This is a genomic window from Bradyrhizobium sp. Unk1 (genome assembly GCF_059512345.1).
Genome location: NZ_JCAMOP010000010.1, coordinates 30938 through 43023, shown reverse-complemented (window position 1 = coordinate 43023; position 12086 = coordinate 30938). Strand labels below are relative to the sequence as shown.

At 63.6% G+C, this 12086-nt stretch carries 12 protein-coding genes; 4 read left to right on the top strand and 8 right to left on the bottom strand.

The genetic code is table 11. The features are described from left to right. Window positions 1-20 precede the first annotated feature (20 nt). Both AC5ZFO_RS14660 and AC5ZFO_RS14655 read left to right on the top strand, forming a co-directional pair. Window positions 21-1268, top strand: a complete 1248-nt coding sequence (locus tag AC5ZFO_RS14660; RefSeq protein WP_496122191.1) for an MFS transporter — start codon at window positions 21-23, stop codon at window positions 1266-1268. Window positions 1269-1452: 184 nt separating this feature from the next. After that, on the top strand, window positions 1453-2691 hold the full coding sequence (locus AC5ZFO_RS14655; RefSeq protein ID WP_282522457.1) for an MFS transporter: 1239 nt from the start codon (window positions 1453-1455) through the stop codon (window positions 2689-2691). Between the two features lie 90 nt (window positions 2692-2781). On the opposite strand, the gene AC5ZFO_RS14650 is transcribed toward AC5ZFO_RS14655, so the two are convergent. The 3 genes from AC5ZFO_RS14650 to AC5ZFO_RS14640 form a co-directional block, all read right to left on the bottom strand. Beyond that, the gene (locus AC5ZFO_RS14650; protein WP_282522456.1) at window positions 2782-3276 is read right to left on the bottom strand and encodes a VOC family protein; all 495 of its coding nucleotides are present in this window, start codon (window positions 3274-3276) and stop codon (window positions 2782-2784) included. A gap of 90 nt (window positions 3277-3366) precedes the next feature. Then, on the bottom strand, window positions 3367-3912 hold the full coding sequence (locus tag AC5ZFO_RS14645) for a carboxymuconolactone decarboxylase family protein (RefSeq protein ID WP_282522455.1): 546 nt from the start codon (window positions 3910-3912) through the stop codon (window positions 3367-3369). A gap of 19 nt (window positions 3913-3931) precedes the next feature. Then, window positions 3932-4060 (bottom strand): hypothetical protein, encoded by a 129-nt coding sequence (locus tag AC5ZFO_RS14640; RefSeq protein WP_282522454.1) that lies wholly within the window; start codon window positions 4058-4060, stop codon window positions 3932-3934. Here AC5ZFO_RS14640 and AC5ZFO_RS14635 point away from each other — a divergent pair. Together AC5ZFO_RS14635 and AC5ZFO_RS14630 are read left to right on the top strand one after the other, a co-directional pair. Next, window positions 4059-5258 carry an acyl-CoA dehydrogenase family protein gene (locus tag AC5ZFO_RS14635; RefSeq protein ID WP_282522453.1) on the top strand — a complete coding sequence of 400 codons (1200 nt, stop codon included), beginning with the start codon at window positions 4059-4061 and terminating at the stop codon, window positions 5256-5258. The two genes, AC5ZFO_RS14640 and AC5ZFO_RS14635, sit on opposite strands and share 2 nt — an antisense overlap. 93 nt (window positions 5259-5351) lie before the next feature. Then, window positions 5352-6491 carry an acyl-CoA dehydrogenase family protein gene (locus AC5ZFO_RS14630; protein ID WP_282522452.1) on the top strand — a complete coding sequence of 380 codons (1140 nt, stop codon included), beginning with the start codon at window positions 5352-5354 and terminating at the stop codon, window positions 6489-6491. Window positions 6492-6766: 275 nt separating this feature from the next. Here the strand turns inward: AC5ZFO_RS14630 and AC5ZFO_RS14625 are convergent, their stop codons facing one another. From AC5ZFO_RS14625 to AC5ZFO_RS14605, 5 genes are all read right to left on the bottom strand, one after another. Next, complete coding sequence (locus AC5ZFO_RS14625; protein WP_282522639.1) at window positions 6767-7804, bottom strand: amino acid ABC transporter substrate-binding protein; 1038 nt, start codon at window positions 7802-7804, stop codon at window positions 6767-6769. A gap of 55 nt (window positions 7805-7859) precedes the next feature. Next, window positions 7860-8453, bottom strand: coding sequence for a L,D-transpeptidase (locus AC5ZFO_RS14620; protein WP_282522451.1), 594 nt, complete (start codon window positions 8451-8453; stop codon window positions 7860-7862). 427 nt (window positions 8454-8880) lie between these two features. Next, window positions 8881-9855 (bottom strand): hypothetical protein, encoded by a 975-nt coding sequence (locus AC5ZFO_RS14615; protein WP_282522450.1) that lies wholly within the window; start codon window positions 9853-9855, stop codon window positions 8881-8883. Between the two features lie 98 nt (window positions 9856-9953). Further along, window positions 9954-10682, bottom strand: coding sequence for a helix-turn-helix transcriptional regulator (locus tag AC5ZFO_RS14610; protein ID WP_282522449.1), 729 nt, complete (start codon window positions 10680-10682; stop codon window positions 9954-9956). A 315-nt stretch (window positions 10683-10997) separates the two neighbouring features. Next, entirely contained in the window at window positions 10998-11900 is a 903-nt protein-coding gene (locus tag AC5ZFO_RS14605) for a hypothetical protein (RefSeq protein WP_496122190.1), read from the bottom strand. Window positions 11901-12086: the final 186 nt, after the last annotated feature.

Sequence of the window (12086 nt, the reverse complement as noted above, 5' to 3'; positions counted from 1 at the left end):
CCCTTCGGGCGGAAATGCCGATGTTAGACGTGACTTCAGCCCACGAAATCGCTGCCGACGCCCGCGTGCGTGCCAATGTGGTGCGCCTTGCCGCGGCGCAAGCGCTGACCGGCGCCAACTCGGCGGTGATCTTCGCCACCGGCTCCATCGTCGGCGCGACGCTTGCGCCCGACATGTCGTTCGCGACCGTGCCGATCTCGATGTATGTGCTGGGGCTCGCCGCCGGCACGCTGCCGACCGGTGCGATCTCGCGCCGCTTCGGCCGCCGCGCGGCCTTTATCGTTGGCACGGGTCTGGGCACGCTCACCGGCGTGCTCGGCTCGTTTGCGATCCTGCATGCCTCGTTCGCACTGTTCTGCGTCGCGACCTTCCTCGGCGGCCTCTACGGCGCGGTGGCGCAATCCTATCGCTTTGCCGCGGCTGATGGTGCGAGCGCCGCCTACCGGCCCAAGGCGGTGTCCTGGGTGATGGCCGGCGGCGTGTTCGCCGGCGTGCTCGGTCCGCAGCTCGTGCAATGGACCATGGACGTCTGGTCGCCCTATCTGTTCGCCTTCAGCTTCCTGGTGCAGGCCGCGGTGGCGCTGGTCGCGATGGGCATCGTCGCCGGCGTCGACATGCCGAAGCCGGCACCGGCAGATCTGCACGGTGCCCGGCCGCTGCTCGACATCGTGACCCAGCCGCGCTTCATCGCGGCCGCGCTGTGCGGCGTCATCTCCTATCCCATGATGAATTTGGTGATGACCTCGGCGCCGCTCGCCATGAAGATGTGCGGCCTCAGTGTCAGCGATTCCAATTTCGGCATTCAATGGCACATCGTCGCCATGTACGGCCCGAGCTTCTTCACGGGCGCGCTGATCTCCCGCTTCGGCGCGCCCAAGATCGTCGCCGCCGGCCTGCTGCTGGAGGCGGTGGCCGCCGGCATCGGTCTCTCCGGCCTCACCGCGATGCACTTCTGGGCCACGCTGATCGTGCTCGGTGTCGGCTGGAATTTCTCCTTCATCGGCGCCTCCGCGCTGGTGCTGGAGACGCACCGTCCGCAGGAGCGCAACAAGGTGCAGGCCTTCAACGATTTCCTGGTGTTCGGCATGATGGCGATCGGCTCGTTCTCCTCCGGCCAGCTGCTGGCGAATTACGGCTGGTCGGCGGTGAACATGGTGGTGTTTCCGCCGGTGGTGCTCGGCCTCGCCGTGCTCTCGCTGGCGTCCTGGGCCCGCCGCCGCAAGGCGCGGCTGGACGCGGCGATGGGCGAGTTCCCGGATGCGATCTGACGCATGATCCGGAAAAGTGCGGAGCGGTTTTTGCGGAAAGATCATGCTCAATAGGTTGGCGGGAGGCTGTCAGCAGCGTTGATACTTCGATCGCTGTCGAAGTGATTTTCTGGTCCCGCATCGTTACATGATGCTCGTCATGGAGAAGCTGTCCCGACGCGGGGACAGCGAAGGAAAAGCGCCAATGCTCGACAATCCCCGGCACGACGCGCCCATCGACGAATCCTCGCTTCGCTACGAAGGTTGGCGCATCGTCGCGGTCTGCTTCCTGCTCGCGACCTTCGGCTGGGGGCTCGGTTTCTACGGCCAGAGCGTCTATGTCGCCGAGCTCCAGCGCGCGCGGGGTTGGCCGGCCTCGCTGATCTCCTCGGGGACGACGTTCTTCTATCTGTTCGGTGCGCTGCTCGTCGTCTTCGTCGGCGAGGCCGTCAGAAAATATGGCCCGCGGCTCTGCCTGATCGCCGGCACGCTGGCGATGGCGGCGGCCGCGGTCGCGATCGGTGCGGTGCGCGAGCCCTGGCAGCTCTATCTCGCCGACGCCGTGCTCGCCTTCGGCTGGGCCGGCACGAGTCTCGCCATGATCACCAACACGATCAGCCTGTGGTTCGACCAGAAGCGCGGCATGGCGATCAGCCTGGCGCTGAACGGCGCCAGCTTCGGCGGCATCGTCGGTGTGCCGCTGCTGGTAACCCTGATCGGCCATGTCGGCTTTGCCAGCGCGATGTACGCCGCCGCCGGCGCCATGCTGGTACTGCTGCTGCCGGTGATCCTCCTTCTCGTCGGCCGGCCGCCCGATCTTCACGGCTGGCATGCGACGGCGAGGGCCAGGCCGCAATCGTCGACCGAGATCCGCGCATGGGCGTTGCGCGACGTCGGCTTTCTCACGGTGACGATTGCCTTTGCGCTGGTGCTGTTCGCGCAGGTCGGCTTCATCGTGCACCTGATCTCGTTCCTCGATCCCGTGATCGGCCGCGAGCGCGCGGCGGTGGCGGTCGCGGTACTGACCGCCATGGCGGTGATCGGCCGCGTGCTGTTCTCGATGGTGATCGACCGCCTCAACCAGCGGCTTGCCTCGGCACTGTCGTTCCTCAGCCAGGCCGCGGCGCTTTGCGTCGTCATCAATGTGCACAACGACTACGTGCTGATCGCGGCCTGCGCGGTGTTCGGCTTCTCGGTCGGCAATCTCATCACGCTGCCATCGCTGATCGTGCAGCAGGAATTCGACTCCACCTCGTTCGGCGTGCTGATCAGCCTGAATACAGCGATCAACCAGGTGACCTACGCGTTCGGCCCCGGCGTGGTCGGATTCCTCCGCGATTGGTCCGGTGGTTATACGTTGCCGTTCTATCTGTGTATTGCGCTGGAGGTGGCGGCCGCGGCGTTGATCATGGTGCGCGGGAAACCGCAAACGAAGCTCTCGTAGGGTGGGCAAAGGCGCGTAGCGCCGTGCCCACCATCTGTCTCTACATCGCGAGAATGCGTGGGCACGCTTCGCTTTGCCCACCCTACGAGACTATCCCTCGCGCTGCTTCAGCAACCCCTCGACATCCAGCCGCTTCGTGAACATCGCAAGCTTGCCATCCGGCCCGAGCGGCCATTGCTCTTTCGGCTTGTCCCAATACAGCTCCACGCCGTTCTCGTCGGGATCGCGCAGATACAGCGCCTCGCTGACGCCGTGGTCGCTGGCGCCGTCGAGCGCAATGCCGGCCGTGAGCACGCGGTGCAGCGCATCCGCCAGCGCGGGCCGCGTCGGATAGAGGATCGCGGTGTGGAAGAGGCCGGTTGTGCCCGGCGGCGGCGGCGAGCCGCCCTTGCTTTCCCAGGTGTTGAGCCCGATGTGGTGATGATAGCCGCCGGCCGAGATGAACGCCGCGCCCGAGCCCATCCGCTGCATCAGCTCGAAACCAAGCACGCCGCAATAGAAGCCGAGCGCACGATCGAGATCGGCGACCTTGAGGTGGACGTGGCCGATCCTTGTGCCGGCGGCGACGGCTTGGTTTTGCGACATGGTGCTGCTCCGTTGACCAACTCCAGATAAGGCCGGCTCCGGGGCAGTGCTACCTGCCTGTCCTGAAACCCATCGTTTCCGGATACGAAACTATGAGAGCTCCGGCACCTCGCCTTCGGGCAGCTCGAACTCGAACGTGTTCAGCGTCATCGACACCATTGTGTAATAGCCGCACAGCCCGATCACCTCGACGACGCCGCGCTCGCCGAGCAGCGCAACGGCCGCATCGTAGAGGCCCTTCTCGACGCCATGGCCTTCATGCAGCGACTTCGCGACGTCGTAGATCATCTTGCCCTTGGGATCGTCGAAGACAGGCGTGCGGCGGTCGCGGATCGCGTCAATGATCTCAGGGTCCATGCCGCCCTGGAGCGCCAGGCGCTTATGCGCGTACCATTCGTAATGCGCGGTCCAGTGCCGCGCCGTCACCAGGATCGCGATCTCCGAAAGCTTGGCGGGGAATATCGTGTCGTAGCGCAGCACCTCGCCGAGCCGCGTGGCGTGACGGGCCATGTCGGGGCTGTTGAGCCAGGCCATCATCGGCGCCGGCGGCTTGCCGCGCTTGCCGGCAATCGACTCGTCATAGGTCTGCCGCTGGCTCTCGTTCATTTCGCCAGGCGAAAGAAGTTTCAGGCGCATTCTCGTTTCCTCTTTGTTTTCAAGCGGCCATGCCATCGACTATAGCCGAATGCGGCGCGGCATGCGCGCCACGGAAGTGGTTGAATTCCACGGTGCGATGGCCCAGAGTCGCGCCCAACAAGTCTTTTTGATTGATGGAAACGACCATGAGCGAATCTGAAGCCGCCGATCTTGAGCAATTCCGCGAGCAAACGCGCGCCTGGCTGGAAGCCAACTGCCCGCCGGAGATGCGCAAGCCCGTGACCTCTGATACCGACGTGTTCTGGGGCGGGCGCAATACGAAATTCGCCTCCGAGCCACAGCGCATCTGGTTCGAGCGCATGCGCGACAAGGGCTGGACCGTGCCTGATTGGCCCAGGGAATATGGCGGCGGTGGCCTCAGCGCTGCCGAGCACAAGGTGCTGCGCGCCGAGATGGCGAAGATGGGCGCGCGTCCGCCGCTGTCGAGCTTCGGCATCTGGATGCTGGGGCCGGCGCTGCTCAAATACGGCAACGAGGCGCAGAAGAAGGAGCACCTGCCGAAGATTGCGGCCGGCCTGATCCGCTGGTGCCAGGGCTATTCCGAACCGAACGCCGGCTCCGATCTCGCCTCGCTCCAGACCCGCGCCGAGAGCGACGGCGACGATTTCGTCATCACGGGCTCGAAGATCTGGACCTCCTATGCCAATTACGCCGACTGGATCTTCTGCCTGGTGCGCACCGATCCCACGGCGAAGAAGCACGACGGCATCAGCTTCATCCTGTTCGACATGGCCTCGAAGGGTGTGACGACCAAGCCGATCCTTTTGATCTCCGGCTATTCGCCGTTCTGCGAAACCTTCTTCGACGGTGTCCGCGTGCCGAAGTCGCATGTGGTCGGCACCGTCAACCGCGGTTGGGACGTGGCAAAATATCTGCTCCAGCATGAGCGCGCGATGATATCAGGCATGGGCGAGCGCGGCGTCGGCCGGCCGCTCGGCCAGATCGCGGCGGATTCCGTCGGCACCGATGCACAAGGCAAGCTCGACGATTCCATGCTGCGCGGCCGGATCGCGAGCTTCGACGTCGACGAGGCCGCGCTCGCCGCTTGCGCCGAACGCGCGGTCGATCTCGCCAAGGCCGGCCAGGCGCATCCGGCGTTCTCGTCCGCGATGAAATATTACGGCACCGAGCTCAACAAGCGCCGCCACGAGATCCTGATGTCGGCCGGTGGCGTCAACGCGCTGGAATGGGAGAGCGAGCGCTCCAGGCAGGGCGCTCGCCCGCGCGCCTGGCTGCGCACCAAGGCCAACTCGATCGAGGGCGGCACGACTGAGGTGATGCTCGGCATCGTCGCCAAGCGCATCCTGGATTTGCCGGGGGCGTGAGGCACGCTGCAACCGCACGTCATTCCGGGCCTGCGCCTACGGCGCATCCCGGAATGACGAACCAAAATAGATCTTCGAATCGGAAACACGCACATGGCCCTCGTCCTCACCGAAGAACAATCGATGCTCCGCGACTCAGCGCGCGGGCTGATCAGCGACAAGGCGCCGGTGTCGCACCTGCGATCCCTACGCGACGCCAAGGACCCGACCGGCTTCTCCAAGGAGCTGTGGCATTCCTTAGCCGAGATGGGCTTTGCCGGCCTCTTGGTGCCGGAAGAGTTCGGCGGCAGCGGTCTTGGCTTCATGGAGGCCGGTGTCGTGATGGAGGAGATCGGCCGCACCTTGATGCCGTCGCCGTTCCTCGCCACCAGCGTCGTCGCAGCCTCCGCGCTGAACCGCGGCGGCAATGCCGCGCAGAAGTCGGAGCACCTGCCGAAAATCTCCAACGGCTCGCTGCTCGCGACGCTCGCGATCGACGAAGGCGCCAAGCATCGCCCGCTCCAGACCAGCCTCCAGGCGGTGCGCGCCGGCAACGGCTTCAAGCTCTCCGGCGCCAAGGCGCTGGTCATCGACGGTCACGTTGCCGACCTCTTCATCGTCGCGGCGCGTACCGCTGGCGCCGCCGGCGAGCGTGAAGGGCTGACGCTGTTCCTGGTCAATCCCAAGGCCAAGGGCGTTGCGATCGAGCGCACCATCATGGTCGATGCGCACAACGCGGCGCGGATCGAGCTTGCCAATGTCGAGGTCAACGCCGATAGCGTGCTCGGCGAGGTCGATCAGGGCGCAGCGCTGCTCGACGGCGTGCTCGACATCGGCCGCGGCGCGGTCGCCGCCGAAATGGTGGGCTTGAGCGAAGAAGTCTTCAACCGCACCGTCGAGTACCTCAAGAATAGAAAGCAGTTCGGCAAGCTGATCGGCGAATTCCAGGCACTCCAACACCGCGCCGCCGAGCTCTATGTCGACATCGAGATCACCCGCGCCGCCACGATGAAGGCGCTCCAGGCACTGGATGCCGACGTCGCCAAGGCCGCATCAAGCGTCGCCGTGGCAAAAGCCCGCGCCGGCACCACCGCCACGCGCGCGGTGCAGGAGGGCGTGCAGATGCATGGCGGCATGGGCATGACCGACCAGTTCGACATCGGCTTCTTCATGAAGCGCGCACGCGTGTGCGAGGAGTTGTTCGGTGATGCGAGTTACCACACCGAGCAGCTGGCAAGGGCGCGGGGGTATTGAGTTGAGGAGAGGCGCGAGGGGCGCGCCTCACACGCGGTGTCGTCGCCCGGCTTGACCGGGCGACCCAGTACGCCGCGGCCTGTCCGCATACGATTGACGTCTCGGAATACTGGATCGCCCGGTCAAGCCGGGCGATGACAGTTGAGAAGGTGGAGAAAGCTCGTGCCCCAATCTCGTCATTGCGAGAAGCGATGCGACGAAGCAATCCAGACTGTTTCCGCGGAGGGATTCTGGATTGCTTCGCTTCGCTCGCAATGACGGCGGTTAGACCGTCCTTACCGCACCGGCGGTGCGTACTGCACGCCGCCGGCATTCCACAGCTGGTTCATGCCGCGCGGGATCTTCAGCTTGGACTTCTCGCCGATGTTGCGCTCGTACATCTCGCCGTAATTGCCGACGTTGCGGATGATGCGGACGACCCAGTCCTTGGTGAGGCCGAGCTGCTCGCCGTAATTGCCCTCGGTGCCGACCAGGCGCATCACTTCCGGCTTCTTCGACTTCAGGGCCTCGTCGATGTTCTCCGAGGTCACGCCGAGCTCTTCGGCGTTGATCATCGCGTAGAGCGTCCACTTCACGATCATCATCCAGTCGTCGTCGCGCTGGCGCACCACGGGTGCGAGCGGCTCCTTGGAGATCATGTCCGGCAGGATCATGTGGTCGCCGGGCTTGCCGAGGTTCAGCCTGAGCGCATAGAGCTGGGAGACATCGGCGGAGAGCGTGTCGCACTTGCCGGTGTCGTAGGCTTTCACGACGTCGTCCAGCTTGTCGAACTTCACCTCTTCATACTTCATGTTGTTGGCGCGGAAGTAGTCGGCGACGTTGAGCGCCGTCGTGGTCCCGGACTGGACGCAGACCTTGCTGCCGGTCAGGTCCAGCGACGTCTCCTTGTTGCGCGAACGCGGCAGCATAAAGCCTGCGCCGTCGTAATAGGCGACCGCCGGGAAATAGAGGTCGTAGTCGAGCTCGCGCGCCATGCTCCAGGTCGAGTTGCGCGAGAGGATGTCCACTTTCCGGCTCTGCAATTCCTTGAAGCGTTCGCCGGCGTCGAGCGGAACGAACTTCGCCTTGTTCGGATCGTTGAAGATCGCGGAGGCCACCGCGCGGCAGAAATCGACGTCGAAGCCGGTCCAGTTGCCCTTGTCGTCGGGGATCGAGAAGCCCGGCAGGCCCTTGTTGACGCCGCACAGCACCTCGCCACGGCGCACGGTGCGCTTCAGCGTGCGGGTATCGTAGAACTCGTAGATCACCGCCAGGACGCCGACCAGCACGGCAACCGCGAGCCCGATCAGCAGGCCGCCTCGAAAAGTGCGCATCATGTTGCTCTCTCGAAAAAATCGGGAAAAGGACTATTCGCTAAGGCGAGGAAGATCAGAGTTCGGGCTTCTGCCGGATGACCACCTTGGTGCCAACAGGGACGCGATCGTAGAGATCGGCGACGTCATTGTTGACGAGACGGAAGCAGCCCGAGGACACCTTGGTGCCGATCGTATCGGGACGATTGGTGCCATGGATGCGGTAGACGGTGGTGCCGAGATACATGGCGCGGGCGCCGAGCGGATTGCCGGGGCCGCCAGCCATGAAGCGCGGCAGATAGGGCTGGCGCTGGATCATCTCCGGCGGCGGCGTCCAGTCCGGCCACTCCTTCTTGTTGGTGATGTTCACCAGGCCCTGCCATTGGAAACCATCGCGGCCGACGCCGATGCCGTAGCGGATCGCGCGCCCGCCCGGCTGCACCAGATAGAGGTGTCGCTCGGCGGTCGAGATGATGATGGTGCCCGGCGTCTCGGTGGTGCGGAAGTAGACCACCTGCTTCTGCCATTCGGGCTCGAGCTGGTAGCCGTCGTCGGCGACCAGACCCGGCTCGTCGCCGCGGTCGGGCTGCTGGGCGGAGGCGTATGAGGTGGTCAGGACCAGGCCCAGCGCCGCGATGAACGCCCCGGTCAGGCGACGATAATCCGTCATTTTAAGCTCTCCCCGCTGCCACAGCGAAAATCATTCGGAACCATCAAATCTCAGGGGCATGTTCATGGCAAGTTGATGGCGCGCCCGGCTGGTATGTCACGAGAATGCTTTGGTTTTTTGACGGGCACTTCGCAATGCCACAAACGGGGGATGGCGCGAAAAGCCTAGATCGCGGCCGCAAAGGCCGGTGCGCTCCTTCCCCCGCTTGCTTGGCGGCGGCCTGAGTTCGCGCCTCGTCCTTCGAGACGACCGCTTTTCGCGGTCTCCTCAGGATGCGGCGAAGACGCATCGGTGCCCGTCGCAATTGCCGCCACGCACTCCGTCCTCATCCTGAGGGCCCGCCGGAGGCGGGCGTCTCGAAGGATGGCCGCAGGCGACTTTGTCAGCTCACCTTGAAATGCGATCGCAACGCCGCAAGGGGGGAGAGCTAAATCTTGTTGTTCTCCGGCGCGATCCCGAGCCGCCGGACGATTTCGGTCGCCACCGCGCGGGCCTCGATCCGCGACCCGATTCGTGGGCTGCGAAAGCGGCGCCCCGAGCGCAACCGGATCGTGACGATGCAGTGCTCGTCCTCGGACCGGCCGCGGCGGTCGACGGTGATCGTCTTCACGTCGTGGCCCTCGATATGGTCGGCGCGCGGCGTGCCGTCGCCCCACAGGCGCTCGACGCGGATATCGCTCTCGCGGATGATCCAGAACGCGCCGGTCACGAGGTTGGCGTATCTGTAAACCGCGAATGCGGCGAGCGCGCCGAGCGGCAGCAGCAGGATGTCGACATGGCTTGGCGGCCATCCACGCCAGAGCTTGTAGGCGTAGGGAACGGCGGACAAGGCGACGGCGATCAGCGCGACGATCCTGATGTCCCGCGCGGAAAACGCCTCGAGCGGCTCGCCGAGACGCATCTCGGGATTGCTGGCATCGAGCGGATTGACGGGTGACTCGACGTCGGGGACATCGAACTGCGCGGCGATCCGCGCCACGGTGTCGCGTACATGGGTGACGTCCGAGATCGGCGGCGACGTCAGGCGCTCCCCCGAGGCCAACGTGAAGGCCAGCTGGAAACGGGCTTTTGCCCGCTTGCTGCCGGGAACCTGTAGTCCCCTGATGTCGTCTTTCGCGACGATCCTGGTCCGGAGTTTTCCGAACGGGCGCTGTTGCCCGATCAGGATCTCGTTCGGCGTGATGATCCACACCACCGCAGGCGCCAGCATGATGCCGACGACGAACGCTGCTCCCACGAAGAGCGCGGCCACCGAGACGATCACTTCCAAAATGTCGTGCGTGAACAGGCCCGGCGTGAAGCACAGCGCCACGGCGGCCGCGAAGCCGGACATGACCAGCCGCTGCGCGATCGAGGCGCCTTCGCGAAGGCGAATGTCGGTGCTGGTGGTCGCGTCGTCCATTGTGGGCGGCTGATTTCGTCGGCGCGAAACTCCACGGACGGGTCCGTGGAGTCAAGCGACATCGGAAAGCCGCTGCATGCGGCATCAACTATTGGCGTTCAGGCTCCGCCATACTGCACGAAGTCGAGGCAGACGGCCTTTGCGACGGCGTGCTCGATGGTTTTGCATTCGAGTTTGTCCCGCGCCGATCGCAGGTACAGGTGGACGGCCGCGGCGGAGATATTCAGCAGCCCTGCGATTTGCTGAGGAGTGTCGCCATTTGCGAGGTGCTTGAGGCATTGCTGCTCGCGGCGCGAGAGGGCCCGTGGTCTTGGCGTGTAACGAAGGCCGGCGAGCGTAATGGCCCTGTCGTGGAGGAAGTGGGCAAGGAGCGCGTAGTCGCGCAGGTGCGCATAGCGCCAGCGGTGCCAATATTCGTCGCTTTCGTTTGAGGTGATCGTGAAAAGGCCGCGTTCCCCGAACGGGCCTCGGATCGGCATTGTGAAGCCGTGTCGGCCAACGCCATGGCTCTCGGCTTCAGCGAAGAAGTGCTTCGCTGCGGGCGTTTCGTGATCGACCCTCAACCAGTCAACTGGCAGGTCGCTCTTCCGGCCCGCGGCGACCACGGGATCAATCTGAAAGTAATCTTGGGTGATGTAGCGATCGACCCAAGCTGTGTCATAGGTGAGCAGCAACACGGGGTTGGGTTTGTCGCAAGTCGGGACATGGATGGCATGATAGGCGAGATGCGCGAGGCCGCTTTCGTCGCGCCAGTGATTCAGCACATCCGACAGGTCCGCGATATTCTTTGCGCGGTCGATCGCCGTTAGGGCCGGCTCAAGTTCCATTCACCACCGAATCACATGGGCCTGGGCACTATTTAAGCACGGGGCACCGCCCGGATCGGTGTGGTCAATTTGCCAGTTGACTGCGCTTCGAGGGCATCGAGGAGAGGCAGATTCTAGGCGATTCGCTGCAATTTCAAACGCAGAAGGGGAGGTTGCGTAAGCTGCAGCATAGCGAGGTTTTCAAATCATAGCTGTTGCGTATTGGGCCGCGAGCTACATCGCCTGGATTCTCACCGCCCCAGGCATCGCGATGGCCGGTGGAGCAGTGATCACAACGAACGGCCAGTCGCGTGCCAAGATCCGATCAAGAACAAGCTACCAGGTAATCACCCATCCAGGCGTATAAGGGCCCGATCCGATTTGAATATTCTCGGTCCCATATTTTTTGATGATCGCATTCCAGTCTGAAGTCGTCGTCGTCTGACCCCGACCGCTGTATCCAATCGCGTCGCGCTGCATTGTGAACTCGGATTTGCCCCTAACCAGACGTGTGTCAGTCTCGGCGGAAATCTTCATCGTGCCGCCCCGCGCGGCTGCAAGCTCCGACTCGTAGCGGCTCACTTGTTTCTCCCCGTATTCACCAGGGAGCTTTCCTGCGGCAATGTCGGCTTTCATCTGGTTGATCATGTCCGGATACCCGTCGATCACCTGCTTCACGTGCTGAGAAAGTGCGTCGTCGAGACTTTTGGGCATCGCATCGTAAAGGCCCTGCACACCCGGAACGATCTCAAAAAGGTTCAACTCCTTCTCGCTGAGCTGCGCCGCCTGAGCATCAGTCAGGTGAAGGGGCAATTGCGGGACCTTGCCATCACGCACGAGCGCCCGAACGGTATCGTCGGCGCGACCGTTCACTGCTGAACGAAATTCCGGCATCTTTGCCATCGCCTTGACCGCATCGACCGTCTTATCTCCGGTCGTCGAAGCATCTGCTGGTCCGGAAATCTTCGCCAAGTCGGAATAGGTTGTGGTCTTGCCCTTGGAGCCCCGACTTCTCAAATCTTGGATCAATTGGGTGAGCTTGTCTGCGGCCGTCTGATCAGCCCTGTTTCGTTCGAGAATTTGTTGAGCACGATCCGAGAGTTCGACGCGGTCGGATGGAAAACGAGCAGCACCAGCCGATGCGATTGAAGCTCCGCCGGAACTGCCGGCGGATGCAGACCTTATTAGTGAAAGCAGCGCGTCGTTTGTTGAAACGTTTGTGGTGGCAATGGTGCTCATGGGGCCGAACTTTCCCTGAATGCCCTCGCGATCTTGCGCCAAGAATGCCATGTCGAGCGCGTTCAGCAATCTATAGAAACACAAGCATCCTGGCCGGAATGACTAATTTTCAGTTAAAGGCCCCCCGAACTGCTGGCAGACATCTGGGACTGACAGCCGTGCCAAGTGCCGCTCTGGAGCACGTGG